25 protein-coding genes, 1 tRNA gene and 1 pseudogene are annotated in these 24,253 nt (G+C 67.3%); 9 read left to right on the top strand and 18 right to left on the bottom strand.

The genetic code is table 11. The annotated features are described in order from the left end of the window. The first annotated feature begins 201 nt into the window (after window positions 1-201). Window positions 202-2,505, top strand: coding sequence for a (Fe-S)-binding protein (locus ACIP4X_RS11670; RefSeq protein WP_401347938.1), 2,304 nt, complete (start codon window positions 202-204; stop codon window positions 2,503-2,505). Between the two features lie 130 nt (window positions 2,506-2,635). Here ACIP4X_RS11670 and ACIP4X_RS11675 read toward each other — a convergent pair whose 3' ends face one another. Beyond that, window positions 2,636-2,968, bottom strand: a complete 333-nt coding sequence (locus tag ACIP4X_RS11675; RefSeq protein ID WP_358736997.1) for an antibiotic biosynthesis monooxygenase — start codon at window positions 2,966-2,968, stop codon at window positions 2,636-2,638. 185 nt (window positions 2,969-3,153) lie between these two features. Here ACIP4X_RS11675 and ACIP4X_RS11680 point away from each other — a divergent pair, with 185 nt between their 5' ends. Beyond that, window positions 3,154-4,050: a Yip1 family protein gene (locus ACIP4X_RS11680; RefSeq protein WP_358736999.1), complete on the top strand. Its 897-nt coding sequence runs from the start codon at window positions 3,154-3,156 to the stop codon at window positions 4,048-4,050. 89 nt (window positions 4,051-4,139) lie between these two features. Here the strand turns inward: ACIP4X_RS11680 and ACIP4X_RS11685 are convergent, their stop codons facing one another. Continuing rightward, window positions 4,140-4,562 (bottom strand): hypothetical protein, encoded by a 423-nt coding sequence (locus tag ACIP4X_RS11685; RefSeq protein WP_358737052.1) that lies wholly within the window; start codon window positions 4,560-4,562, stop codon window positions 4,140-4,142. 403 nt (window positions 4,563-4,965) lie between these two features. Here ACIP4X_RS11685 and ACIP4X_RS11690 point away from each other — a divergent pair, with 403 nt between their 5' ends. From ACIP4X_RS11690 to fmdA, 3 genes are read left to right on the top strand one after another with little or no spacing between them, the layout of a single operon-like run. Next, entirely contained in the window at window positions 4,966-5,244 is a 279-nt protein-coding gene (locus ACIP4X_RS11690) for an FmdB family zinc ribbon protein (protein WP_358737001.1), read from the top strand. Between the two features lie 38 nt (window positions 5,245-5,282). Then, on the top strand, window positions 5,283-5,936 hold the full coding sequence (locus ACIP4X_RS11695; protein WP_358737002.1) for an AmiS/UreI family transporter: 654 nt from the start codon (window positions 5,283-5,285) through the stop codon (window positions 5,934-5,936). 9 nt (window positions 5,937-5,945) lie between these two features. Further along, on the top strand, window positions 5,946-7,196 hold the full coding sequence (gene fmdA, locus ACIP4X_RS11700; RefSeq protein WP_358737004.1) for a formamidase: 1,251 nt from the start codon (window positions 5,946-5,948) through the stop codon (window positions 7,194-7,196). A gap of 102 nt (window positions 7,197-7,298) precedes the next feature. Here the strand turns inward: fmdA and ACIP4X_RS11705 are convergent, their stop codons facing one another. Together ACIP4X_RS11705 and dcd are read right to left on the bottom strand one after the other, a co-directional pair. Continuing rightward, a complete protein-coding gene (locus tag ACIP4X_RS11705) occupies window positions 7,299-7,808 on the bottom strand; it encodes a phosphoribosyltransferase (RefSeq protein ID WP_358737006.1) in 510 nt (169 codons plus the stop codon). A gap of 14 nt (window positions 7,809-7,822) precedes the next feature. Next, window positions 7,823-8,398 carry a dCTP deaminase gene (dcd, locus tag ACIP4X_RS11710; RefSeq protein WP_358737008.1) on the bottom strand — a complete coding sequence of 192 codons (576 nt, stop codon included), beginning with the start codon at window positions 8,396-8,398 and terminating at the stop codon, window positions 7,823-7,825. A gap of 524 nt (window positions 8,399-8,922) precedes the next feature. Between dcd and ACIP4X_RS11715 the strand changes: the two genes are divergently transcribed. Continuing rightward, window positions 8,923-8,996, top strand: a tRNA-Gly gene (locus ACIP4X_RS11715). A 79-nt stretch (window positions 8,997-9,075) separates the two neighbouring features. Here the strand turns inward: ACIP4X_RS11715 and ACIP4X_RS11720 are convergent. The 13 genes and pseudogenes from ACIP4X_RS11720 to ACIP4X_RS11780 all read right to left on the bottom strand — a co-directional run bounded on the left by ACIP4X_RS11720 (window position 9,076) and on the right by ACIP4X_RS11780 (window position 17,810). Continuing rightward, window positions 9,076-10,242, bottom strand: coding sequence for a tyrosine-type recombinase/integrase (locus ACIP4X_RS11720; RefSeq protein WP_401347945.1), 1,167 nt, complete (start codon window positions 10,240-10,242; stop codon window positions 9,076-9,078). After that, window positions 10,242-10,454, bottom strand: a complete 213-nt coding sequence (locus ACIP4X_RS11725; RefSeq protein WP_362349903.1) for an excisionase family DNA-binding protein — start codon at window positions 10,452-10,454, stop codon at window positions 10,242-10,244. The genes ACIP4X_RS11720 and ACIP4X_RS11725 overlap by 1 nt, the downstream gene beginning before the upstream one ends. After that, on the bottom strand, window positions 10,451-11,752 hold the full coding sequence (locus tag ACIP4X_RS11730; protein WP_401347948.1) for a replication initiator: 1,302 nt from the start codon (window positions 11,750-11,752) through the stop codon (window positions 10,451-10,453). The genes ACIP4X_RS11725 and ACIP4X_RS11730 overlap by 4 nt, the downstream gene beginning before the upstream one ends. Window positions 11,753-11,882: 130 nt before the next feature. Then, window positions 11,883-12,131: a SpdD protein gene (locus ACIP4X_RS11735; RefSeq protein ID WP_401347951.1), complete on the bottom strand. Its 249-nt coding sequence runs from the start codon at window positions 12,129-12,131 to the stop codon at window positions 11,883-11,885. Window positions 12,132-12,145: 14 nt separating this feature from the next. Next, window positions 12,146-12,340: a hypothetical protein gene (locus tag ACIP4X_RS11740; RefSeq protein ID WP_358737017.1), complete on the bottom strand. Its 195-nt coding sequence runs from the start codon at window positions 12,338-12,340 to the stop codon at window positions 12,146-12,148. A gap of 10 nt (window positions 12,341-12,350) precedes the next feature. Next, complete coding sequence (locus tag ACIP4X_RS11745) at window positions 12,351-12,542, bottom strand: mobile element transfer protein (RefSeq protein WP_358737018.1); 192 nt, start codon at window positions 12,540-12,542, stop codon at window positions 12,351-12,353. Beyond that, window positions 12,542-12,742 (bottom strand): hypothetical protein, encoded by a 201-nt coding sequence (locus ACIP4X_RS11750; RefSeq protein WP_358737020.1) that lies wholly within the window; start codon window positions 12,740-12,742, stop codon window positions 12,542-12,544. Before ACIP4X_RS11750 ends, ACIP4X_RS11745 begins: the two co-directional genes overlap by 1 nt. An 18-nt stretch (window positions 12,743-12,760) precedes the next feature. Further along, a complete protein-coding gene (locus ACIP4X_RS11755; RefSeq protein WP_358737022.1) occupies window positions 12,761-13,384 on the bottom strand; it encodes a DUF2637 domain-containing protein in 624 nt (207 codons plus the stop codon). A gap of 289 nt (window positions 13,385-13,673) precedes the next feature. Then, window positions 13,674-15,052 (bottom strand): annotated as a pseudogene (locus ACIP4X_RS11760) (FtsK/SpoIIIE domain-containing protein). A 5-nt stretch (window positions 15,053-15,057) separates the two neighbouring features. After that, window positions 15,058-15,408, bottom strand: a complete 351-nt coding sequence (locus tag ACIP4X_RS11765) for a hypothetical protein (RefSeq protein ID WP_358737027.1) — start codon at window positions 15,406-15,408, stop codon at window positions 15,058-15,060. Between the two features lie 126 nt (window positions 15,409-15,534). Next, on the bottom strand, window positions 15,535-16,263 hold the full coding sequence (locus ACIP4X_RS11770) for a GntR family transcriptional regulator (protein ID WP_358737054.1): 729 nt from the start codon (window positions 16,261-16,263) through the stop codon (window positions 15,535-15,537). Window positions 16,264-16,355: 92 nt separating this feature from the next. Next, on the bottom strand, window positions 16,356-16,793 hold the full coding sequence (locus ACIP4X_RS11775; RefSeq protein ID WP_401347957.1) for an ATP-binding protein: 438 nt from the start codon (window positions 16,791-16,793) through the stop codon (window positions 16,356-16,358). A gap of 276 nt (window positions 16,794-17,069) precedes the next feature. Continuing rightward, the gene (locus tag ACIP4X_RS11780) at window positions 17,070-17,810 is read right to left on the bottom strand and encodes a GntR family transcriptional regulator (RefSeq protein ID WP_401347960.1); all 741 of its coding nucleotides are present in this window, start codon (window positions 17,808-17,810) and stop codon (window positions 17,070-17,072) included. 81 nt (window positions 17,811-17,891) lie between these two features. Between ACIP4X_RS11780 and ACIP4X_RS11785 the strand changes: the two genes are divergently transcribed. Further along, the gene (locus tag ACIP4X_RS11785; protein WP_401347963.1) at window positions 17,892-18,986 is read left to right on the top strand and encodes a DUF1152 domain-containing protein; all 1,095 of its coding nucleotides are present in this window, start codon (window positions 17,892-17,894) and stop codon (window positions 18,984-18,986) included. A 530-nt stretch (window positions 18,987-19,516) separates the two neighbouring features. Here the strand turns inward: ACIP4X_RS11785 and ACIP4X_RS11790 are convergent. Next, window positions 19,517-21,181 carry an ATP-dependent nuclease gene (locus ACIP4X_RS11790; protein ID WP_401347966.1) on the bottom strand — a complete coding sequence of 555 codons (1,665 nt, stop codon included), beginning with the start codon at window positions 21,179-21,181 and terminating at the stop codon, window positions 19,517-19,519. 720 nt (window positions 21,182-21,901) lie between these two features. On the opposite strand from ACIP4X_RS11790, the gene ACIP4X_RS11795 reads away from it, so the two are divergent. Both ACIP4X_RS11795 and ACIP4X_RS11800 read left to right on the top strand, forming a co-directional pair. Next, complete coding sequence (locus tag ACIP4X_RS11795; protein WP_401348126.1) at window positions 21,902-22,552, top strand: DUF4145 domain-containing protein; 651 nt, start codon at window positions 21,902-21,904, stop codon at window positions 22,550-22,552. A gap of 206 nt (window positions 22,553-22,758) precedes the next feature. Further along, window positions 22,759-23,874, top strand: a complete 1,116-nt coding sequence (locus tag ACIP4X_RS11800; protein WP_401347968.1) for a DUF1152 domain-containing protein — start codon at window positions 22,759-22,761, stop codon at window positions 23,872-23,874. Window positions 23,875-24,253: the final 379 nt, after the last annotated feature.

The raw sequence follows: 24,253 nt of genomic DNA on the forward strand, positions 1-24,253 counted from the left end.
GGCGATCGGGTGCGAATAACACGATCGGCGCGCGACCGGATCCCCGGGCGGCCCTCCGGTACCCCCGGACGGCCCCCACGAGGGCTTCCAGCGACCCAGATCACCCCGCGTCCAGCTGCATCGCGTCGGAAGATGGGGGTAGTCTCAGACGGACTACATAAGTTACCGCTCAGTAATTTCGAGGCCGCCTCAGGAGCCCCCATGCAACTCGCCGCGATCATCGTGTCGCTGGTCCTGACCGTGGTCGGCGTCGCGCTGCTCGCCCGTGCCATCGGCCAGTTCGTCCGGTACTTCAAGCTGGGCCAGCCCGTACCCGCCGGCACCCGTACCGACAACCCCTACCAGCGCAGCGTGACCCTGGTCCGGGAGTTCCTCGGCCACACCCGGATGAACCGCTGGGGCATCGTGGGCGTCGCCCACTGGTTCGTGGCCATCGGCTTCCTGACGCTGCCGCCCACCCTCGCACAGGCGTTCGGCCAGTTGTTCCGGGCCGACTGGACGCTGCCGGTCATCGGCGACTTCCTGCCGTTCGAGATGTACATCGAGTTCATCGGTGTGATGACCGTCCTCGGCATCGCCGTGCTCATGGCGATCCGGCTGCTGAGCCTGCCGTCCCGGCCCGGCCGCAAGTCCCGCTTCGCTGGTTCCAAGGCCGGCCAGGCGTACTTCGTCGAGTACGTCATCCTCACCATCGGCCTCGCGATCTACGTCCTGCGCGGGCTGGAGGGCGCGCTCCACCACGTGGGGCACTACGAGGCCGGGTACTTCGCCTCGTACCCGCTGGTGCTCGCCTTCAAGGGCCTGTCGGCCGGCACACTGCAGAACCTGGTCTACCTGACCGCGATGATCAAGATCGGCACGTCCTTCGTGTGGATGATCGTGGTCTCCCTGAACACCAACATGGGCGTGGCCTGGCACCGCTTCCTGGCCTTCCCGAACATCTGGTTCAAGCGCGAGGCCACCGGCGGCACCGCCCTCGGCGCCCTTCAGCCGATGACCTCCGGCGGCAGGCCGATCGACTTCACCGACCCCGGCGAGGACGACGTCTTCGGCGTCTCCCAGGTCGAGCAGTTCTCCTGGAAGGGCCTGCTGGACTTCTCCACCTGCACCGAGTGCGGCCGCTGCCAGTCGCAGTGCCCGGCCTGGAACACCGGCAAGCCGCTCTCCCCCAAGCTGCTGATCATGTCGCTGCGCGACCACGCGCACGCCAAGGCGCCGTACCTGCTGGCCGGCGGCGGCAAGACCATGGAGGGCGAGGAGAAGGCCTCCGAGGAGCAGCTGAAGGACGTCCCCACGTCCGCGCTCGTGGAGGCCGAGCGCCCGCTGATCGGCACGCTGGAGACCGGCGCCGACAGCGCCTTCGCGGGCGGCGTCATCGACCCGGACGTGCTGTGGTCCTGCACCACCTGCGGTGCCTGCGTCGAGCAGTGCCCGGTCGACATCGAGCACGTCGACCACATCGTCGACATGCGCCGCTACCAGGTCATGATCGAGTCCTCGTTCCCGTCCGAGGCGGGCACGATGCTCAAGAACCTGGAGAAGAAGGGCAACCCCTGGGGCCTGGCAAAGAAGCAGCGCCTGGAGTGGACCAAGGAGGTCGACTTCGAGATCCCGGTCGTCGGCAAGGACATCGAGGACCTCTCCGAGGTCGAGTACCTGTACTGGGTCGGCTGCGCCGGCGCCCTGGAGGACCGCGCCAAGAAGACCACCAAGGCCTTCGCGGAACTGCTGCACATCGCGGGCGTGAAGTTCGCGATCATGGGCGGCGACGAGAAGTGCACCGGTGACTCCGCCCGCCGCCTGGGCAACGAGCCCCTGTTCCAGGAACTCGGCATGGAGAACGTCGCCACGCTGAACATGGCCTTCGGCGAGGAGACGGACGACGACGGCAACGTCACGCCCGAGTCCAGGAAGCCGAAGTCGGCGAAGAAGATCGTCGCCACCTGCCCGCACTGCCTCAACACGCTCGGCAACGAGTACCCCCAGCTCGGCGGCGACTACGAGGTCGTCCACCACACCCAGCTGCTCCAGCACCTGGTGGACGAGGGCAGGCTGGTCCCGGTCACCCCGGTCGAGGGCATCATCACCTACCACGACCCCTGCTACCTGGGCCGCCACAACAAGATCTACACGCCTCCGCGCGAGATCATCGGCAAGGTCCCGGGCCTCAGGAACGAGGAGATGCACCGCCACAAGGAGCGCGGCTTCTGCTGCGGCGCCGGCGGCGCCCGGATGTGGATGGAGGAGCGGATCGGCAAGCGCATCAACGACGAGCGCGTCGACGAGGCTCTTTCGCTGAACCCGGACATCGTCTCGACGGCCTGCCCGTTCTGCCTGGTCATGCTCACCGACTCGGTGAACGGCAAGAAAAACGACGGCAAGGCCAAGGAGTCCGTCCAGGTCGTGGACGTCGCCCAGCTGCTCCTCGACTCCGTCAGGACGCCGGTCGACCCGGCGGGCGAGGCGGCCGACGAGACCGAGCCGGAGCCCGAGCCGGTGAAGTAGGCGGCAGGCCCGGTCGTCCGCGTCCGACGCCCCCGTGTCCGTATGGGCACGGGGGCGTCGCCATGTCTCCGGGCTCGGGTCTCCGGGCTCCGGGCTCCGGGCTCCGGGCTCCGGGCTCCGGGCTCCGGTGCTACGCGCTCTTGGGCGCGGCCTGCTGCACGACCTCGAAGGACCACAGGGTGGAACCGCTGGCCGCGGGCTTCGGCCGCTCCCCGCCCTCACCCGCGCCGGCGCCCTGGTGCGCGGACTTCATCGGCCCCTCCATCCAGGCCTGGAACGACTCCTCGTCACGCCAGCGCGTGTAGACGAGATAGGTGTCGGTGCCCTCGACCGGGCGCAGGAGCTCGAACCACTCGAACCCGTCGGAGTTCTCGACCGCGTGGGCCCGGGAGGCGAACCGCTTCTCCAGCGTCTCGCGCTGCTCGGCGGGCACGGTCAGTACGTTGATCTTGACTACGCTCATGGTCCCATCCTGCCCGGTGACCCCCGGGCCGCCACTCAGCCCCTCCGTGTACCTCCGAGCACTCCGTGAACGCCCCTGAGAAACGCCCGGAACGCCCCTTAGGGGATGTCACAGCTCGGACCCAAAGCCCTGCCGAAACACCCGGTCCCGCACGGGATCCGGCGGGCTCGGGTACGTTCGATGACGTGGCTGGATTCAGGAGCGGACGCGGCGACCGGAACGACCGGGCCCCGCAGGCGCGGACCCAACGACCTCCGTACGGGCAGCAGGCACCCCAGGCCCCCTCGTACGGCTATCCCCCGGCGCAGCAGCCGTACCCGCAGCAGCGGCCGCCGTACGGAGGCGGGGGCGCCCAGTGGCCCCAGGCCGACGGCGGTGGCTACGGCGAGCCGGAGTACTTCGGCGGCGGCCGTCCGCAGGGCGGCCCCGACCCGTACGCGGCGGACAACCCCGGCCACACCCAGGCCTTCGCGGTCGGCGAGGACCCGTACAACCAGAGCGGGACCTACCGCGCGGGCTCGGCGCCGGCCGGTCCGATCGGCCCCCGGCTGCACTGGACGGACCTGCTGCGGGGCATAGTCCTCTCCCCCAACCAGACGTTCCTCCAGATGCGCGACTACACGATGTGGGGCCCCGCCCTCATCGTGACGTTCCTCTACGGGCTGCTCGCGGTCTTCGGCTTCGACGGCGCCCGCGAGGAGGCCATCAACGCCACCCTCACCAACGCGATCCCGATCGTCCTGATCACCGCCGTGGCGCTGGTGCTCAGCGCCTTCGTCCTCGGTGTGGTCACCCACACCCTGGCCCGCCAGCTCGGCGGCGACGGGGCCTGGCAGCCCACGGTCGGCCTGTCCATGCTGGTCATGTCGGTCACGGACGCGCCGCGTCTGCTCGTCGCCATGTTCCTCGGCGGCGACGCGGGCTTCGTCCAGCTGCTCGGCTGGGCCACCTGGGTCGCGTGCGGCGCGCTGCTGACCCTCATGGTCAGCCGCTCCCACGACCTGCCCTGGCCCAAGGCCCTGGGCGCCTCGGCGATCCAGCTGATCGCGCTGCTGTCGATCGTGAAGCTCGGCACGTTCTAGGGGGTGTCCGGCCTTCCGACGGCCCACCGGCACACAAGGGGCCCGGCACTACGCCGGGCCCCTTGCTCGTCCTCGCTCGTCCTCGCTCGTCAGAGCTTGCCGCCGATCTCGCAGGCCCGGCACGGCGGCTGCCCGCAGGTGCACTGCATGACGGCCTCCACGACCCCGCGATCGTGGTAGAGGCACTGGTCCTTGCAGGTGTGGCGCGGGATGAACCCCGCCGGGATCTCGCCGGGCCACGGCTCGTGACCGTCCCGGCAGCGGGCGAACCGCTCAGGGTCGGTGGAGTGCAGCTCGTGCATGCCCGAGCGTGCGGTGTCCTCCAGCTCCCGCACCCGCTCCACCAGGCTCTTCAGCTCGGCGGCGAGGCCGGCGTACTGGTCGGTGCCGGTCCTGACGTGCGCGGCCCGCAGGGCCATCGCCGCATTGCCCAGGAACCTGCCGGCGTCCTGAAGGTCGGTCACGTGATGCAACTGAATGCCGTTCACGCCTCGTACCCACACGGCGTCCATGTTGCTCACCGATCCGCCCTCCTTGGTTTTCTGCGAGACAGTATGCGCGGCGCCAGTGCCTGCGCATAAGCAAAATGAATCTATTTACCGAAACTAAAGGTGTCGGTCGCAACCGTCCAGCGAAATCAGGCGTGAGTCGCCTCACTCCACCCCTCATAGTGGATCTTCTACTGGCTCCGCCGCCGCCCCGGCTGATCAACACCGCGCGCACGATCATGCACTGATACGCACCCCACGGACTGCCGGAACAGGAGAAGGGACGGCCACCCCTCCGCGCCCCCTCCCCCGACTTGACACGCCCATTGACGAGACGTCTCCTTGAAGAGAGGAAACAGTCGCGGCACACGTTTTTCCGGCGCCGCACACTCGGGTTCGTGAGCGTCCAGCAATTTCCGGAGCAATAATGGCCACTTACGAATATCTATGCGGCCATTGCGGCCCCTTCGATGTGAAATTGGCGATCGGAACGGCGCCCACGACATACGGCTGCCCTTCTTGTGCGGACGCCGCGAGGCGTCTGTACTCCTCGGCCGGCCTGTCGACGGCCTCGAGCGTGTCCTCCGCCCTCCGCGAACGGGAGGAGCAGACCCGTGAGGCCCCGGCAGTGGTTGCCGAAGTGCCGTCGCGCGCAAGGCCGGAGCGGCGACCGCATCCCGCGCTCCCGCGGCTGCCGCGTCCCTGACTGTCTCCACCTCACGCGGAGTCAGGAGGTGCGTCGCGGTGGGAAATGTAGGACTCCTCTTTGTCGGCGCAGTGCTCTTCATGAATGGGTTGCTGCTCCTCAACAAGGTCGATGCCCGGTCAGGAGCAATACTGAACCTGTTCGTAGGAACATTGCAGGTTCTGACGCCGACCTACCTCATCTTCACGGCCGGCGGCGACCCCAAGAAGATCCTGGCGGCATCCGGCATCTACCTGTTCGGCTTCACCTACCTTTATGTGGGTATCGGCCTGCTCGCCAACCTCGACACCACCGGGGTCGGCTATTACTCATTGTTTGTGGCAATTGCCGCACTGGGTTATTCGTTCGCCAATTTCCACATCTTGCACGATGCCCCCTTCGGGGTCATCTGGCTCTACTGGGCCTTGCTCTGGTTCCTGTTCTTCCTGCTGCTCGGCCTCAAGATGGAGCACCTCAGGGCCTATACGGGATGGATCACCGCGATCGAGGGCTGGGTCACCGGTGCCATTCCCGCGGCGCTGCTGCTCTCCGGCTACTGGAAGCACCCCACCGAGACCGCCATCGCCCTGGGAGTGTTCGGCGTGCTGATGTTCGTGGGGCTGTGGCCGCGCACCCGTGGAACGCCCCGGCCGACCCGGGCCGCTCCGCCTGCCAGTAGCACGGGTGCTCCGACGTCACCGGATCAGAAGTGAGGAGTTGTCATGCCCGAAATTCTCTTCAACGTGGACCAGAGCAAGTCGATGCGTGAGCAGGACGTTCCCGGACACAACAGGTGGCACCCCGACATCCCCAACGCCGCCATGGTGAAGCCGGGAGCGGAGTTCCGGATCGAGTGCCGCGACTGGACCGACTGCCAGATCGGCGACAACGACTCCGCCAACGACGTGCGCGACATCGACCTGACCGTCCCTCACATGCTCAGCGGGCCGATAGGCGTGGAGGGCGCCGAACCCGGCGACCTGCTCGTCGTCGACATCCTCGACCTCGGTCCCGTGCCGCAGCAGCGCGGTGACGCGGCGGGCCAGGGCTGGGGCTACACCGGCATCTTCGCCAAGACCAACGGCGGAGGCTTCCTGACCGACTACTTCCCGGACTCCTACAAGGCCATCTGGAACTTCCACGGCCAGCAGGCGGTCTCCCGCCACCTGCCCGGCATCCGCTACACCGGAATCACCCACCCCGGTCTGTTCGGAACGGCCCCGTCCCCCGAGATGCTCGCCCGCTGGAACAGCCGCGAGAAGGCGCTGATCGACACCGACCCGAACCGGGTCCCGCCCCTCGCCATACCTCCGGACGCCACCCACGCGCTCGCCGGCAAGGCCACCGGGGACGTCGCCACCCGTATCGCCCAGGAAGGCGCACGTACGGTTCCGGCCCGTGAGAACGGCGGCAACCAGGACATCAAGAACATGACCCGCGGCTCGCGGGCCTTCTTCCCCGTGTACGTCAAGGACGCCAAGCTCTCCGCGGGCGACCTGCACTTCAGCCAGGGCGACGGAGAGATCAGCTTCTGCGGGGCCATCGAGATGGGCGGCTTCATCGACTTCCACGTCGACCTGATCAAGGGCGGCATGGAGAAGTACGGCATCACCACCAACCCGGTGTTCATGCCCGGCAACGTCGAGCCGCGCTACACGGAGTTCATCAGCTTCATCGGGGTCTCCGTCGACCACGACACGGACACGAACTTCTACATGGACGCGACGCTGGCGTACCGGCGGGCCTGCCTCAACGCCGTCGAGTACTTCAAGAGGTTCGGCTACAGCGGAGAGCAGGCCTACCTGCTGCTCGGCTCCGCCCCCATCGAGGGACGCATCAGCGGCATCGTGGACATCCCCAACGCGTGCTGCTCGCTGTACGTCCCCACCGCCATGTTCGACTTCGACGTCCGGCCGTCCGCGGCCGGCCCGGTGAAGGCCGACCGCGGCCAGGCCGCGCTGACCAGCGCCTGACGGACCACGTACGGACGACGTACAGGTCCACGTACAGGTACGGCCCCGCAGCAGGCGCTGCGGGGCCGTACGACGCTCGTTGCTGACGCTGATGGGCTCTCGCTACAGGGCGTCCTTCGAGGGCGTGATCGGCGTGCCGGCCTTGCGGCACGGGGGCAGCACGGACCACGGGAAGTTGATCCACTCGTCGGTGCGCTTCCAGACGTACTCGCACTTCACGAGCGACTGGGACTTCTCGTAGATGACGGCGCTGCGCACCTCGGCGACGGTGTCCAGGCAGAAGTCGCGGACCAGCTTGAGCGTCTTGCCGGTGTCGGCGACGTCGTCCGTGATCAGGACCTTCTTGTCGGAGAAGTCGATCACGTTGGGCACGGGCGCGAGCATGACGGGCATCTCGAGCGTGGTCCCGACGCCGGTGTAGAACTCGACGTTGACCAGGTGGATGTTCTTGCAGTCGAGGGCGTAGGCGAGCCCGCCGGCGACGAAGACACCGCCGCGCGCGATGCTGAGCACGATGTCCGGCTCGTACCCGTCGTCGGCGATGGTCTGCGCGAGCTCGCGCACGGCGGTGCCGAAGGCCTCGTAGCTGAGGTTCTCTCGTATCTCGGTCATGTCGCGAGCGCCTCTCACACCTGCGTGCGGTGGAAGTTGAGGTAGGAGCGGGAGGCGGTGGGCCCGCGCTGCCCCTGGTACCGGGAGCCGTAGCGTTCACTGCCGTACGGGGCCTCGGAGGGCGAGCTGAGCCGGAACAGGCACAGCTGCCCGATCTTCATCCCGGGCCAGAGCTTGATCGGCAGAGTCGCGAGGTTCGACAGCTCCAGGGTCACGTGCCCGGAGAAACCGGGGTCGATGAACCCGGCGGTGGAGTGGGTGACCAGCCCGAGCCGCCCGAGCGAGCTCTTGCCCTCGAGCCGGGAGGCGAGGTCGTCGGGAAGCGTGATGACCTCGTACGTCGACGCGAGAACGAACTCCCCGGGGTGCAGGATGAACGGTTCGTCGCCCTCCGGCTCGACGAGCCGGGTGAGGTCCGGCTGCTCGACGGAGGGGTCGATGTGGGGGTAGCGGTGATTCTCGAACACCCGGAAGTAGCGGTCGAGCCGCACATCGATGCTCGACGGCTGCACCATGGATTCGTCGAAGGGATCGATCCGCACCCGCCCGGCGTCGATCTCGGCCCGGATGTCCTTGTCTGAGAGAAGCACGTAGCGAGGATACGCAAGGCGCGCGGAGCCCCCACAATCAGGACGACTCCACGCGCCGGTACCGCGTTGCTGCCGCTGCTGCTCCTGAGCTGCCGCTACCGCTTCTGCAGTCCCACAGGCACCACGCTGCGGAGCCTGGCACACCGTGGACACCTCATGAGCCGGCCGGGGCCGAGCCGCTCGGCCTGCTGCATCGGGAACGAAGCGGTGCTGAACACGTGCCCTTCGGCACAACGGACGACGGTGCGCTCCATCAAGTCCCTTAAGTCCCTTCCCCAGAACCGCGTCTGGCCTCTCGCCGCCTGACGACAAAAGCCACAGTACGGGATCAAAGAGACGTGCCACCAGACGGCACTCCGGCCCCACAGGACCCCAGCCGCGCACCCCCACCGTACGCCCCAACTCCGTTCCCCCGCAGCGCCACTCCCCCCTTCCGGAACGCACACCGGCCCCACGGTTCGAGCACCGGGGGCCGGGGATGGGGTACAGTGAGCGCCGGACCCGAACTTCGGTCGGCGTCTTACGCGGGTGTAGTTTAATGGTAGAACATCAGCTTCCCAAGCTGAGAGCGCGAGTTCGATTCTCGTCACCCGCTCCATATGAAACCCCCAGGTCAGTGACCCGGGGGTTCTTTGTTGTCTAGACCGGCGGGCGGCTGCCGCACCACAACCGCACCATTAGTTCTCGGACGGCTCCACCCTGTGGTGCGCGGGATCGTTCTTGTGGTCCTTCGCACGTTCGGCGCGTACAAGGTCGTCGAGCCCGGCGGCTACCTCCCGTTGCCGGTGCTCGTCTGAGTGCTGGTAGATCAGCGCCGCCTTCTCGGAGGACTGGCCGGCGCGCACCATCGTGTCCCGGAGGGTGGCGCCCGAGCGGGTCGAGAGGGTGTGCCCGGTGTGCCGGAGGTCGTAGAAGCGGAAGCCGTCCGGAAGACCGGCGACCGCGCGAGCCCGACGCCACTTCCGCCCGAACGAGGTGCGCCGGAAGGCCGCGCCCTTCTCCCCCACGAAGACCAGCCCATCGGGCCCCTTCTCGGCGAACCAGTCGAGGTGCCGCTTCACCTCCTTCTGCAGGAAGGCCGGGAGGACGACGACACGAGCGCCCGCATCGGACTTGGTCGGTCCGGGAGCCCGCTTGCCATTGGTCCGCTCAGGCTCGGCGACCCGCACGCGGATCACGAGGTTGTCGAGGTCGACGTCACGGCGACGGAGGCCGGCCAGCTCCTCGGGCCGCATCGGACCGTACGCGCCGAGGTAGACCATGAGCCGCCAGCGGATGCCGATCGCGTCGGCGAGCGCGTCGACCTGGGCGACGGTGGCGATACGACGCTCGGTGGCGGACTCCTTGCCCGCGCCCTTGATCCGGCACGGGTTGCGGGTGATCAGGTCGTCGTCGACGGCTGTCTCGAGGATGCCCTTGAGGAGGCGGTACGCCTTGGCGACGGTTGTCTTGGCTTTGGTGGTGCGGAGCCGTTCGGCTCGCCACTCGCGTACGCGAGGTGCGGTGATCTCGTCCAGGTCGAGTCCGCCGAACGTCGGGAGGATGTGCAGGCGGAGCAGGTGCCGGTACAGGTCCTCCGTCCGAACGGCCAACTCTCTCTCCTCGACCCACTTCTCGGCGTAGACGCCGAGGTTGACCGCCCCGACGTCAGGAGCACGCCAGTCCCCGCGGCTGAGGTCCGCCTCGACCTGGGACAGCCAGATCTCGGCGTCCCTCTTGGTCTGGAAGGTCTCGCCCGCGCGGATGCGCTCACCGTCGGGCCCGAGGTACGACGCCGTCCAACTCCCGGACCGGTACTGCCGTACAGCACCGAAGCGCCGGCGCCTGCCCTTCTTGTTGGCCATCAGGCAGCCCTCCGCAGGGCCGTACGGCGGAGCCTCACCGGTTCCACGGTGTGGGCGGCGATGTAGTCGCGCACGGCACTCTCGGGAACGCGGACATGACGGCCGACCTTGACGTACCGGATGCGCCGTTCCTCGATGAGCCGCCGAGGAAAGCGGACGGTCGTCCCCAGCAGCTCGGCGACCTGATCCACGGACAGATAGCGGTCGTTCATGTGGTCGGCTCTCCTTCTGTTCCGGGAGCGGGTTCGAGGGTGGCGGCGAGCCAGCTTTCAGCGGCGGAGAGGCCGGTTCCGGCGAAGACCCAGTGCGCGAGGACGAGCGTCGTGTCATGGCCGGTGTCGACGACCGGGGCGGCTTGGGCGCGGCGCCATTCGGTGCGTGCTTCGCGGAGGGCGCCGAGGGTGGTGGAGTAGCGGCGGGACTTGGTGGAGAAGTGGCCGCGGAAACCGAGCATGTGGGCCCAGGCCCGCAGGCGGAGGTCTGCCAGTTCGGGGCGTGCGCCCAGGGCCCAGGCGATGCGGATCATGTGCCGGGCGTGTTCGGTGATCCGCGCTTGCGCCAGCTCGGCGAGGAAGCGCAACGGCCGGTCGAGGGTGCCGGTCGCCGTCTCGGCGCCCTTGGTGGCGTACTTGGCGACGTAGGCCGCGACGGCCCGCTCGGTGAGCTCCTGGCCGCCGTCGAAGTCGGCGGAGCGGATCGGGCGGACGTCGAGTTGGCGGCCGAAGACGAAGGTGTGCGGCCGGCCGTCGACCTCCGGGCCGTCGACGCGGGCGGCAGCAGCGGCAGCGCGGATGGCGTCGGCCAGCAGCTCGGCCGTTGCCCAGGCCGGGGGTACGGTCTGGGCGCCTTCCGGGCCGTCGAGGCGGATGACCGCGTGGAAGTGGACAGCGCCGCGCTTCTGGTACTCGGCCACCTTCGCGAATGAAACACACGCATGGTCGCGGAAGGCCCGTTGGGTCAGGCCGGCTCGCTTGGCGACTTCCCGACGGAGGTAGATCGAGAAGCGCTGCCAGAGGGCCCCGGCGCGCGCGTTCCAGAGAACGGCCGCTTCGTAGTCGTAGGCGTCCGGATCAAGGGGTGTGCCCAGGGCCGGGTCCTGGTCGTAGTGGCGGATGCCGCAGCGGCAGGGGCGTCCGTTGGAGGGACGGTTATGGACCGGGCCGAAGCTGGGGGCGGTGAAGGTGGCGAAGACGCGCGGGTGCGTGGCGACCTGTTCCGGGGTGTCCTTGCCGCCGCGGAGACCGGCGGTGATCAGGTGGTAGGTGTCGCGGCGGTAGGTCTCGGCGCAGGCCGGGCACCGGGTGGCCCGGCGGTTGTTGCAGCGGACGAGAAGCTGGCCGGCGGGGAGGGTGGCGGAGTCGAGGTGGTGCACGGTGCGGCCGATCTCACCGGTCGTGATGTCGATCTCGTACTCGGTGCGGTGGCCGTCGAGGCGTACCGGGCGAGTACAGCCGCCCAGGCCGGACAGCTGGCGGGCCAACTCGGGCATGGTGCCCAGCGAGGCCAGCATGGAGAGTTCCGCCAGCGGGGGCGAAGTCTGCCGGGTGATGATGGGAGTTCCTTTCGGCTGTTGCGATGGTCGGGAGGGGCGGCCCCGGGGCGGCGGGATGCTTGGCGGCGCTTGCCGCCCCGGCGGCCGGTCAGCGCTTGTGCGCGCCGTTGACGAGGGAGCGCAGGACCACGGCGGCGATGGCCACGGACACGGCCGAGACGGCGAGGGCCGCCAGGAGTGCGGTGAGCACGACGCCGACGACGGTCACCGCGGCGACGGCGCCCACCCAGGGGGCGAGAGTGCGGCCGGCCGAGGGCGCCGGGACGTGGCTGTGCTGGGCGCTGACGATGTGCGACGTGGGCTGAGTCGGGATGTCGGGCAGCTTGGGGCGGAGCACGGCGTATCTCCTCGTCAGTCGTGGGTGCCGTTGACGACGTCGACGCCGGAGCGGGTGCCGGAGTCGATGGCCGGTGCGAGGAAGGTCCGGGAGAGCAGGAAGCCGAACAGCGCGATCACGACGACGATCCAGACGCGGACGCCGAGGAACTTGATCGCGCCCCACGCGATGAGGCCCAGGACCAGGACGAGCGGCAGTGAAACAGTCACGGAAGCTCCCTCAGCGGACGTTGCAGCGGTGGGTGCGGGCGGCGAGTTCGGCGGCGGTGCGGCTGTCGTAGTCGGCGGAGAAGCCGCAGCGCGGAGCGGTACAGGCCGCGGTGTGCTTCTCGCGGCCCCGGCCGTCGTAGTACGTGGCGACCTGCACGGGGCCGATGCTGACGACTCGGCGAAAGCGCGGGTTCGCGGGCATCAGGGCAGCTCCCTCGATTCCGGGTGGCTCTCGCCGGTGAAGTCGGCGACGTGGTCGAGCAGCCACCGCCGGATCTCCTCGCTCTCGTACTCGTCGGCGGTGAGGATCACGGGTTCGGCGATGAGCATTGCTTCGGTGAGGCGGTTCTGACGGGTCAGCTCGGCGGCCCGGTTGAGCGCGCGGAGCGTGGACGGACGCACGGTGGGATGTCCTCCGGGTCAGGTGAGGTGGTGGGTGGTGATGGCTTCGGCGAGCCGCAACGGGACGCCGAGGCGGACGCGCAGGGTCGAGGTGTCGATGGCTGTCCCGGTCCGGGCCCGGTGTTCGTCGGCGACCTTGCGGGCGAGAGCGACGAGTGCAGGGGGAACGGGCGCAGTAGCAGGAGCGGAGGCCGGGGCCAGCTCGGGAGCCGAGGCCGAAGCCCCGGAAGCACCGTTGTCTGCCGGAAGCGGTTCCGGTGACGGCGCGGGTGTCTGTGTGCGTGAGCCGTGGGCGAGCAGGGTTCCGCCGAGGAAGGCGACCGCGGGCCATCCGGCGACGAGGATGCGCAGCCAGGCCGGTACGTCGTCCATGTCGAGGAGGCCGGCGGTCGCGACGTTCGCACCGAGCGACGCGGTCAGAGCGACGGCGAACCAGCACCAGGCGGCCGGCTTCGATCCGCCGTTGCGGAGCCGGTGCCAGGCAGCGACGAGGAGCAGGTCGACGGAGACGGGGTAGGCCCACGCCTTCCATCCGTCCTGTCCCGCAGCGGCGGCGAGGTCGTGCAGGTGGGCGAAGGACAGGGCCCCGGCGATAACGGCTTGGACCAGGACCGCGTCCGCACGGAGAGCGGGGCGGGCCATCAGGACGACTCGCCGGGGTGGTCCGGGCCGTCTTCGGGGTCGTAGCCGGGCGGGAAGATGCCGGGTGGCGGCTCCAGAAGGGACACGGCCAGGGACTGAGCCACGGCTTCGACGAACTTCTCGTCGGCGCCCGACGTGTCGGCGTAGAGGGCGAGTTGGCCCAGTAAGAAGACGGTCCGTGTGAAGTCTTCACAGTCAGGGCACATGGCAGCGCTCTCCTTCCTTTGGGCATGGCGGGGTAGGGACTTGGTGCGTGACGGTCGCGCCGACCGTGGAGGTGGAGGTGTGGCTACTCGGTCATCGGCTGCGAACGGCTCGGTGATTCGGTGGACTTCACCGACTGCACGGGCGGTGCGGAAGGCCGGAAGGGCGAGAGGGCCGGTACGTCGGGAGCGAAGTGGGCCGCAGCGCGGCAGGTGGCCGCAGCGTCGGCGAGGGAGAGTGCGGGGTGCGGATGCGGGACCAGCCGCCCGAGGTGTCACCCACGACGGCCAGGCCGGGCCGCTCGGAGGCGATCGAGCACGCGGCCCAGACGGCTTCCGGAGCGATGTCCCCGAGTGCCATCTTGGCCGACGCCTCGTCGTTGACACGGTGGCAGACACGGCCGGTGAGCTGTGCACGGAGCATGGTCGCGCCCTTACCCAGCTCGGCGCCGAAGCGCTGGCCGCAGACCTCCAGGTAGATGCCGGCCGCGCGGCCGAGTTGGGCGAGGCGGATGAGGTGGGTCACCATCTCGTCGCGCCGTTCCTCTTCCTTCCGCGTGGCGACGAGGAAGAGTTCCGCCACCTCATCGACGAACAGCACGATGGGCGCCGGGCGTTCGGTGTCCGGCAGGCCCCAGATGTCGGAGGTGATCAGTTCGTCCGGGGTGCCCGGGGCGATGCCCTGCCGGGCCTTGATCAGGTCGTATCGGTCCTCCATTTCCTTCACGAGCACCGGCAGCAGCTCGGCCGCCAGGTCAGGGTCGGTCGCCAGCGCCGACAGCCGGGCGGCGAACGGCGCCAGTTCGACACCGCGCTTGCAGTCGATGCCGACCAGGACCACCGGCTGCGTGGCCAGTCCGGCGAGCAGGTTCCGCAGGTACATGGACTTGCCCGAGAGCGTGGCGCCGAGAACCAGCTCATGCGGTACGGCACGGTAGTCACGGACGTACGGAGTCGCGTCCTCCCGCAGGGCCACCGGCACTTGGAGCAGTCCTGGGCCCGTACGACCGCGGGGCATCCGTACCTTCCGGAGGACGTCGAAGCCGACGAGCCGCAGTTCGACGACTCCGGGCTTGATGTCCCGGACGTGCACGGCATGGACGCCCCAGGCGTGCCGAAGCCGTTCGGTCGAGGCCGCCACGTCCGCCGGCTCCTGTCCGGGAGCCAGGCGCAGCCGCATGCGCAGGCCTGTCGAGGTGGGCCGGATGAGCCCCCGGCGGGGCGGGACCGGCCGGACCTCCCGTCGGGTGGTGGCCCGGACGGCCAGGGTCCGCCAGCGCGGCGGCTCGACGGTCAGGCCGCAGGCGTCCATGGTCGAGGAGTACGAGGCCAGCAGCCGGGCCACCGACAGCGGCAGCCCGACCGTGGACCAGTACGCCGCGGGGTGAGCGTGTCGGACGTAGGCCGCGCCGCCTATCGCGGCGAGCGACCCACCCAGCTCGGCCACCGTCCCAAGGTCCGCCACGGCGATCAGCCCGCCTGAGCCATCGGGAAGGCACCGGGGGCAACGGCGGTGGCCCGGTAGGCGATGCCGTGCCGCTGCTGCCCGTTGAACACGCTTTCCCAGGGCCGGGCCACCAGCCCCGGCAGGGCGACCGGAGCACCGACGGTCAGCCCCTCCGAGACCCCGCTTTCGGGGATGGTGACCTGGATCAGCGACGACTCGCCCTCGTCGATGTAGACGACGCCGACGGTCATCAGGGCCTCACCGCTCACGGCGTCCTTGGCGATCTCGCCGGTCTGCCGGTCACGCACCTTCGGTGCCGGTGCTTCGGTGAGCAGGATCGTGGCGGTCGAGGCGTCAACGCGGATAACACGCACTGAGATGTCTCCTTCTGAGTCGATCAACTCGCACCTGACAAGTTGACTTAGCAAGTTCGAAACTAGGGATGCCAAGTTGACTTGTCAAGCCACTTGTGAGGGTGAGTTGAGGGGCCGTCAGGCGGCTTAGTTCAAGCGGTAGGTGTCTTCCAGCTCCTGCCGATCGGCAGGAAGGAGCACGTCAGAGACCTGGAGCGCCTGGCCGGAGGCATCGCAGGCGATGACGAGGACGCTCAGGACGGGGACGCCGTCCTGAAGCCCCAGCAACTCAGCTTCGGCAGCGTCGGGCAGCCGGGCGGACACCCGCTCCGTGACATGGTCGAAGCGAATCTTCTTACGCGTCTCCAGGTGCTCGCGCACGCCGGACGCCAACGCGTCACCGTCGGCCAGATCGGTTCCGTCGACCAGGCCGGCGGGGAAGTACGACGAGACGAGCTCGACCGCTTCGCCGTCCTCTTCGACCAAGAGCCGACGACGGAGCACCTTGGCACTCTTGGGCAGCCCGAGAGCCGAGGCCACACGCGGCGGGACCGCCGCTTCCCCGACATCGACCAGGCGCCCAGGGGTCTGCGACTCGTCGCGCGTCAGAGCGTCGAGCCCGCGCCGATCCTTGCTCTCGACGACCGCGGGACGTCCGCGCACGATCGTCCCGTAGCCCTGCCGGGACTCCAGCCAGCCGTCCCGCTTCAGCAGCTCCAGCGCTCGCACGACCGTGGGGCGGGACATCCCGAACGCCTGCACCAACTGGTTCTCACTGGGAACCCGTGTGCCAGGCGCGTACGTGCCGTCCTCGATGCGACGTTGGATCGTCTGCGCGAGGCGCACGTACTTGGGTGCCTCCACTTCATACGCCATGAACGCCGCCACCTGTCGAGATTGGCCAAGTCAACCAGTCAACCAGACTAGCGACTATGCCCGTGCGGCAGTAGAAGTGGGGCAGGTCTGGCTCATGAAGGCCAGGCATCGGCCATCACGAAGGAGACGACCGTTCCCCCGAATCGGCTCGGCCCGGAGTGCCAGGATTCGGCGATGGAGTCGACCAGGAGCAGACCGCGCCCGTGCGCATCGTCGGCATCCGGCCGGCGGAGACGCACGCTCGCCGGGAATCCCGGGTTGTGCACCTCCACCCGCAGCGAAGTCCCCTCCCGGAACCACTCCACCCGTACGAGCCACTCCTCGTCCGACCGTCCGTAGCGGATCGCGTTGGTCACCAGCTCCGAGATCATCAGCATGCAGTCGTCGACCGAGCAGAGCGGGTTGTACGGGGCGATGAACTTGCGGAACCAGCGCCGGGCCCGGGGTACGGACTCCGGAGTCGGATGCAAGGTCATCGCCCCGAGTCGGGGCGAGTCCTCGCAGGGGTAGCGGTCGATCAAGTAGGTCATCCGCGCTCACTCCTTGCCGCTGCCGTCGCAGTCGAGGCAGCGCCGCTTCGATGTGGCACGAGTTCGGTCATCGGCCGTGGCCAGAGCCACCGTCGTGCGCGAACCGACACGTTTCCAGCCGCGCCCCCGGCATCCCCGGCAGGCTAAGCGCGCGCCCTGATCCGGCCGCTGACTCGTCACGCCGTGCCCCCTTCTCGTAAGTGGCCTTGGCCACTTACTGGATGGTGGCATTAGCCACTTGGGCCGCGCAAGCCGTTCGCGCGAAGTGACCTGCAATCAGGTGAGGGGATAACCCTGCTCGAACGCCCAGCGGCGCGGCGGGTAAGTGGCCTCGGCGAACTCCAGCGGCCGGTCCTGGAGGTCATAGACCACGTGATGGACAACCAACACGGCCGATCCAGCGCCCAGTTGCAGGTTCAAGGCCTCTTCGTCGGTAGCGCTCCGGGCACACATGCGGTCCTCGGCGTAACTACCCTTGCGCCCTGTCATCGTCTCGACGTACATCAGGGTCCCCTCCTGGATGCGCTCAGGCTCCATGAGCTTGGGCGCACGCTGACCGATGTCAGGCGCGAACCACGAGGTGGACAGGGTGATCGGACCGTCCTGGTTGTTGGTCACCCGCCGGCGGTGCACCGCCCGACGATCCTTCGTCAGCCCCAGGGCCTCAGCGACGTGATCGGGCGCGTCCATCCAGCCGGCGGAGGTGATGACCGCGTACTCCCCGGGCGTGTAGATCTTCCCGGTCTGGCGCGCACGGCCGTACAACTCTCGTGCGCGGCGGTTCACTTCGAGACTGCGCACGTAGGTACCTGACCCCTGGCGCTTCTCGACGAGCCCCTGATGACTCAGCGCCTCCAGCGACCGGGCCGCCGTGGGCCGGGACACCTTCCAGTCGGCAGCCAGCTGCCGTTCCGAGGGAACCTCGTCCCCTGCCCGTAGGTCGCCTCGAAGGATCTGATCGCGGATGTAGTGGGCGATCTGGAGATACTTCGGTTGAGCCTCCTCGATCTGCGGCATGTGCCCTCCTCGTCCAAGTGGCTATGGCCTCTGGCCACTATAGGGTGAGTGGCCAGGCCCTCAGCCCGTAATGTTGGGCACATGACGCGGTTGATCGTCGCAGCAGGAGGAGGTGGCGACGCAGTCGCCGCCGGAATGCTTCACGCCGCCCTGTACGGCGACGAGGGCCGGGCGGTGATCCTCACCTACGCCTGGGACCGCCTGCTGGTCGACCCGATCCCGGGCCCGCGAGGAGCGGACAACTTCATGGGACTCGCGCCGGTCACTCGCTCCGTCCGGTCGGTGCCGGCCACGGCCGAGCCGATCGCCCCGGCGGGCTCCACTCTCCCCCGACTCGCGGCCGAGCTCCCGCACACCTTCGCCCTGCTCGACCCGCACCACGGCGCCGAGGGCGTCACGCGCCAGCTCGAAGAGCTGATCGACCATCTGGCTCCCGCGTCGATCGATCTGCTGGACGTGGGCGGCGACATCCTCGCCCAGGGCGACGAACCCACGCTCAAGAGCCCGCTCGCCGACGCCCTCACCCTCGCCGCGTGCTGCCAGGTCAACGCCCCGATCCGCTTGCTGGTCGCAGGCCCGGGACTGGACGGTGAAGTCTCGCCCGACGCCTTGCGCCCCCTCTTCGGCCCCCTCGTCCACAGCTTCACGGCGCAAGACGTGGAGTCGGTCGGCAGCGTCCTGGAGTGGCACCCCTCAGAGGCGACAGCGATGCTCGCGGCGACGGCCCGAGGAGCCCGCGGCATCTGCGAAATCCGGGACGCCGGCTTCGCCGTACCCCTCACCGACGAGGGGCCCACGGTCCACGAAGTCGACCTGGATGAAGCCATCAGCCGCAACAACCTGGCCCGCGCCATCATGACGACGGCCACCCTGGACGAGGCCGAGGCGTACAGCCGCGAAATCTGCGGCTTCTCAGAAATCGACTACGAGCGCAACAAGGCGGCATGGCTCACCGAGCAGCCACCGACGAGTCTCGACCCCGACGACGTACTGCTCCGGCTCGACCAGTTCCAACGTGAGGCCCGAGCCCGCGGAGTCACCCACACGACGTTCCGCCACATCACCGAGGCCCTGAACCTCAGCGGCTCTCATCGCGGTGAGCTGCGCCAACTCCTCATCAGCAGCCGCCCAGAACAGTACGCGGCGCCCTTGTGGCGCATCCCTGCCGACGACTGAGTTACAACCTTCTTTACGGGTTCAAGGGCTCGCTTCGCTCGCCGTCGCTCCCGGCCTCCTGAACTGCAAGCAGTCCGATCAGAGATCGAAGGTGCCGCGCACAGCGCGGCGGCGCCGGTCGGTCGCCGCCGCGCCGCCCCTCCTTGCCTTCGTCACCGGGGCCGCGCGCCGTCGCCCGCCCGCGCCCACAAGGGGGCGAAGGCAAGGCCGGGGCTGGACTGAGGCGACACAGCGAGGTCAGAACAGTGCCTCCGGCGGGGGATCGGCCGGCACCGGGATGGAGGGGGGCGCCGTCTCCGACTGCGGGTCCGTAGTGGCGTGCGCGGGGAGCTCCCATCTCGCCCGCCGTCGACCCAGGCAGAGCCGAGCAGACGCGGCCCCTGGCGTCCAGGTCGTTCGTACAGTGGCGCGCTCCACCTGGACGCCAGGGACCACGCCCGCTCCACGGTGTGTGGGTCGACGGCGGACGGGATGGGAGCTGGGGTGAGTGGTGGAATGAGCTTGCGCCGCACCTCAAATTCGCCAACCGTCTACCGGTCGGTCGAAGAACTGAGATACCGCTGGACAGAGCCGAGAAACTCGTTGAGCTGCAAGTTTTCCACTTCGTGAAGCCTCCGCCCCAAGACCTCCGGAACCCAAGTTCTTTTATTCCCAATCTCTGGATGCCATCGTTCAAGCACGCCGACAGGAACCACGAAAATGCCACACTCGGACAGAAATTTGAGTACTCGCTGCATAGATGCCGAAGGTTCACCTTGCGGTGCTGCTGAGATGCCGCCGGTTTTGATCTGTTCCCATCCTGAGACGTGCCTGATTGACTGAGTGATTATCCTTCTTGCCTCATCAGTCAGTGCGTCCTTCTCTCCGAGATGCGAGATACTAGAGACGGCATCGAGTAGGTCGCGCATTATGGGAGGCTTCCGTAGTTGCATGATAGCTGATTGAAGGTTGCGTAGTTCCTTTTCGATGTCAAAGGGTGCGTGACCATTTGGTGGCATGCATTCTCGCACGAGTCGCGTATCGTCCAGAAAATCGATGTCAACGATTGCAGCGCTGGGAACGCCGAACCGGCGAGCTTCCTTTAGGGCGCGCCCCATTCTCGCCTTGCCGTTAACGTGTATGAATAGAAGGTCTTGCCTTGAATTATCACGCAGGTGCCTGTCGATGTAAGCTTGATAGTAGGTGCAGTCGGAATCCCCTTCGCATATGACGATGCCTTCATGGAAGAGTCCGTTCAGGATTCCCGAATAGCGCAAAAAGGGATCAGCCCAAACTCCACGCACTTCATCGGAGTTGATTTCCTGGAGCTTATTCCCCTTCCCGTTTCTGCTGATTCTGACGATTTTGACCGGTGTGTCTCTGTTCTCAAGGATGCCCATGAGGACATCAACGCTGTGGGTTGCGATGACAATCTGGGTATCGCCAGGGCTGTGCTCGACCAGGTATCGGCCGAGGAGTCGAGCTTGCGGAGGGTGCAAAAAAGCTTCCGGCTCGTCGATAAAGATCATTGTGCCAGCTGGGGTAATGGCGTTCACGAGAAGTCCCATGAATGCGCGGACGCCGTCGCCCTGAGTCGATACCGGCTCAAATGAACGGAACTGAGTCAAAAGCTCTTCGCTGACGGGATATCCGGAGTCCTCGATCGTAGGCTTACCGGTGAGCAAATCTAGTTGCTGTTCATGTCGATTTATGCAGATCGGGAAACCGAATGCTTTTTCCGCCAGCTGCGATATGCGCGCTTCGAGCTCCAGGTCCTGAACCATCTTCTGAAGGGTTCCGCGTGGCGTGCCGTACATCAGGCTCGGCTTATTTGCGGAAAGTGGCATGCTCAAGCGTTCGCTAGTGCCGTGAAAGCTGGCAAAGAAGGGTAGTGTGGCGCCTAGTACCGGTTGCTGTTCCCAGTATCTGAACGAACCGGCGGACACGTTTCCTTCCATTTCATGGACACTGTCGGTAACGAAAACTCCTCCGTCGTTACCTCGAAGGCGTAGGCGTCGGCTGTCGAGCCATGCAACAACGTCTTCTTCCGTTCCCTTTTTGTGTATGTCGACATCGATGACGATGGCTCGGTCCTCCGACATTCCACCTTTCGCTGCTTCATGCAGTTCTCTAAGAAATCGTGACTTCCCTGAGTTGTTGGGTCCGACAATGACCGTAATGCCTCTATGGGGCAGCTCAAGCGTTTGCCCGTTCATGAGGTGAGCCCTAGAAATCGAGCACTCGACCGACACATGCACCTCCGCGAAGACTATGAAGTTCATGTTGAGCCAAGTGCTGGCTCTCTGTGATGGGTTTGACCAAACTGGGGTCTTCGCCTGATGTCGGGCGATGACCCCCGTAAGGGCGTGGCAGAGCCGTACGCGCCGGAGCACTGCAAGCCGCAGCGAGCTGACATCAACAGCAGCGAATGGGGTCGGGCGACGTGCACGGACCAGCAGGCCTACACCGCCTCCAGCCGAGCGCAAGGCGGCTACGGCAGTGCTGGAGCTTTCTCTGCCTCGGGCCGTCCCTGGGCCGTCCGAGGCCGCTCAGCAGCGACCGGTGACGACTACTAACGACAGTCGTAGTGAGCGACAGCCGCAGGTCACTCGATTGGATCTGCGACACTGGTACCACCATGCCCAAGCCCGGAGATCTGGCATTGGTCCAAGGTCGTCGGGGGCACAGCGGGTGGACCGATCCCGAAGACGCTCATGGTCGAAGTGATCGATGTGAGCCGTCATCCTCAAGCGCTGTCTTATTCGTCAGTGCCTGTTTACGCCAAACTCACGGTTGGTGAGCAGCGCGTCCGCTAGCTTCGGAGTGTGACTCTTGAGCTGCCTCATCCGACGGCACCAGTCGTCGTCCACTGCCCTGAGTGCGATAAGCCAGTAATCGCCGCTGCCGCTGGACGCGTACTGGAGCCGGACACAGACATGTGGGGGCCCGGCGATCTCGTCACTCTCGCGCAGTGCACCGAGTGCGAAAGGGCCCTGGTCGTGACCCAGGGCGATGACCTAGAAGGACGCTGGTCTGACCCCATACGAGTCTACCCACCTACGGGTGATCAGCTCAGCTTCAGCGTTCCGAGCAAGCTGCGCGACGACTGTGAAGAAGCTCGCCGTTGCTTCACCAGCAAGGCCTTCACTGCTACGGCTGTCATGGTCCGACGGGTCCTTGAAGGTCTCTGCCTTGACCAAGGAGCGACCGCGAAGCCACTGATAAATGCGCTCAAGCAACTCGCGGCCGACGGGAAGCTTGATGGTCGCCTGCTTGAGTGGGCCCAGGAGCTGCGAGGTCTCGGTAACCACGGAGCGCACCACACCGGCATACCGGTACAGAGGCAGGATGCACATGATGCTCTGCTGCTGGCAGAAGCAATCTTGAACTACGTGTACGCCCTCCCCATGCAGTTCGAGGCATTCCGGCGGCGCAGGGCAGGTGAGCCCCCGTTGCTCCCGCCGCCCCTCGCAAGCATCCGGGTGCAGCAAGCTCCCTCGGCCGCAGCGGTGTTCGCCGGCGATGAGCCGAGCGCCTGCACCACAAGCGCACCAGATACAGCGGGGAGTAGCGGGGAACCACGGTGAAAGCAGTCAGGCTCGGTTAGACGGTTCTACAGCCATCCGCCGAGGTGAGCGCCCGAATGGGCCCCGAATGACCGCAGCTTCCCAAGCTGAGAGCGCGAGTTCGATTCTCGTCACCCGCTCCATGATTCAGGCCCAGGTCAGCGACCTGGGCCTTGTTGTTGTGTGCAGGGCTGGTGGCCAGGCCTCCAGCCCGTAATGTTGGGCACATGACGCGGTTGATCGTCGCAGCAGGAGGAGGTGGCGACGCAGTCGCCGCCGCTATGCTCCACGCCGCCCTGTACGGCGACGAGGACCGGGCGGTAATCCTCACCTATGCCTGGGACCGCCTGCTGGTCGACCCGATCCCGGGCCCGCGAGGAGCGAACAACTTCACCGGACTCAAGCCAGTCACCCGTTCCGTCTGGTCGGTGCCGGCCACGGCCGAGCCGATCGCCCCGGCGGGCTCCACTCTCCCCCGACTCGCGGCCGAGCTCCCGCACACCTTCGCCCTGCTCGACCCGCACCACGGCGCCGAGGGCGTCACACGCCGGCTCGAAGAGCTGATCGACCACCTGGCCCCCGCGTCGATCGATCTGCTGGACGTGGGCGGCGACATCCTCGCCCAGGGCGACGAACCCACGCTCAAGAGCCCGCTCGCCGACGCCCTCGCCCTCACCGCGTGCTGCCAGGTCAACGCCCCGATCCGATTGCTGGTCGCAGGTCCGGGACTGGACGGTGAAGTCTCGCCCGACGCCTTGCGCCCCCTCTTCGGCCCCCTCGTCCACAGCTTCACGGCGCAAGACGTGGAGTCGGTCGGCAGCGTCCTGGAGTGGCACCCCTCAGAGGCGACAGCGATGCTCGCGGCGACGGCCCGAGGAGCCCGCGGCATCTGCGAAATGCGGGACGTCGGCTTCGCCGTACCCCTCACCGACGAGGGGCCCACGGTCCACGAAGTCGACCTGGATGAAGCCATCAGCCGCAACACCCTGGCCCGCGCCATCATGACGACGGCCACCCTGGACGAGGCCGAGGCGTACAGCCGCGAAATCTGCGGCTTCTCGGAAATCGACTACGAGCGCGACAAGGCAGCACAGCCCACCGAGCAGCCACCGACGAGTCTCGACCCCGACGACGTACTGTCCCGGCTCGACCAGTTCCAACGTGAGGCCCGAGCCCGCGGAGTCACCCACACGACGTTCCGCCACATCACCGAGGCACTGGGACTACCCGGCAGCCACCAGCGTGAACACCTGCGCGCCCTGCTCATCGAGAACAGGCCGCACCAGTACGCAGCACCTCTGTGGGAGCTGTCGCCGGCAGAGAGCGAGCAGCAAGCGCGGTGAGCGCCTTCAGAAGCGACCCCCGGCACTGGTGCGGAAATCGATGTCGCCCTGAACCTGATCACCGGCAATATAAGACCGTCGATCCTCTGGACCCAAGAGACCCAACTGTCTGCCGACGCTGCCGAGCAGGTGGCGAAGGCCCTTCTGCGGGCCGCCGCAGAGTCCCGAAGCAGGAGGAAGGCCAGAACCACCCGCCCCTGAGAGGACCGACCAAAGCCACCAGCGGCCTGAGTTGCAACCTTCATCACGAGTGCAAGCACCCGTCGTCGCTTCGCTCCTCCGGGCGGGCGCACCGTGCATGAGGTCAGAACACGTCGTTCTCGGCAACGGGTGAAATGAGGGCCACGTACGGCGGATGAAAAGTGAGCCACTCCGCGAT

Source organism: Streptomyces sp. NPDC088817 (assembly GCF_044750345.1).
Lineage (GTDB): Bacteria > Actinomycetota > Actinomycetes > Streptomycetales > Streptomycetaceae > Streptomyces.

Excerpts from the sequence above, each read along its gene's own strand:
- ACIP4X_RS11685 (WP_358737052.1), bottom strand. The coding sequence starts at position 4,562 with ATGGACGCCGTGTGGGTACGAGGCGTGAACGGCATTCAGTTGCATCAC.
- ACIP4X_RS11730 (WP_401347948.1), bottom strand. The coding sequence starts at position 11,752 with ATGCTGGCCTCGCTGGGCACCATGCCCGAGTTGGCCCGCCAGCTGTCC.
- fmdA (WP_358737004.1), top strand. The coding sequence starts at position 5,946 with ATGCCCGAAATTCTCTTCAACGTGGACCAGAGCAAGTCGATGCGTGAG.
- ACIP4X_RS11795 (WP_401348126.1), top strand. The coding sequence starts at position 21,902 with ATGTGGGGGCCCGGCGATCTCGTCACTCTCGCGCAGTGCACCGAGTGC.
- ACIP4X_RS11675 (WP_358736997.1), bottom strand. The coding sequence starts at position 2,968 with ATGAGCGTAGTCAAGATCAACGTACTGACCGTGCCCGCCGAGCAGCGC.
- ACIP4X_RS11800 (WP_401347968.1), top strand. The coding sequence starts at position 22,759 with ATGACGCGGTTGATCGTCGCAGCAGGAGGAGGTGGCGACGCAGTCGCC.
- ACIP4X_RS11780 (WP_401347960.1), bottom strand. The coding sequence starts at position 17,810 with ATGCCGCAGATCGAGGAGGCTCAACCGAAGTATCTCCAGATCGCCCAC.
- ACIP4X_RS11755 (WP_358737022.1), bottom strand. The coding sequence starts at position 13,384 with ATGGCCCGCCCCGCTCTCCGTGCGGACGCGGTCCTGGTCCAAGCCGTT.
- ACIP4X_RS11775 (WP_401347957.1), bottom strand. The coding sequence starts at position 16,793 with ATGACCTACTTGATCGACCGCTACCCCTGCGAGGACTCGCCCCGACTC.
- ACIP4X_RS11705 (WP_358737006.1), bottom strand. The coding sequence starts at position 7,808 with ATGACCGAGATACGAGAGAACCTCAGCTACGAGGCCTTCGGCACCGCC.
- ACIP4X_RS11770 (WP_358737054.1), bottom strand. The coding sequence starts at position 16,263 with ATGGCGTATGAAGTGGAGGCACCCAAGTACGTGCGCCTCGCGCAGACG.
- ACIP4X_RS11725 (WP_362349903.1), bottom strand. The coding sequence starts at position 10,454 with ATGAACGACCGCTATCTGTCCGTGGATCAGGTCGCCGAGCTGCTGGGG.
- ACIP4X_RS11690 (WP_358737001.1), top strand. The coding sequence starts at position 4,966 with ATGGCCACTTACGAATATCTATGCGGCCATTGCGGCCCCTTCGATGTG.
- ACIP4X_RS11720 (WP_401347945.1), bottom strand. The coding sequence starts at position 10,242 with ATGGCCAACAAGAAGGGCAGGCGCCGGCGCTTCGGTGCTGTACGGCAG.
- ACIP4X_RS11670 (WP_401347938.1), top strand. The coding sequence starts at position 202 with ATGCAACTCGCCGCGATCATCGTGTCGCTGGTCCTGACCGTGGTCGGC.
- ACIP4X_RS11785 (WP_401347963.1), top strand. The coding sequence starts at position 17,892 with ATGACGCGGTTGATCGTCGCAGCAGGAGGAGGTGGCGACGCAGTCGCC.
- ACIP4X_RS11790 (WP_401347966.1), bottom strand. The coding sequence starts at position 21,181 with ATGAACGGGCAAACGCTTGAGCTGCCCCATAGAGGCATTACGGTCATT.
- ACIP4X_RS11745 (WP_358737018.1), bottom strand. The coding sequence starts at position 12,542 with ATGCCCGCGAACCCGCGCTTTCGCCGAGTCGTCAGCATCGGCCCCGTG.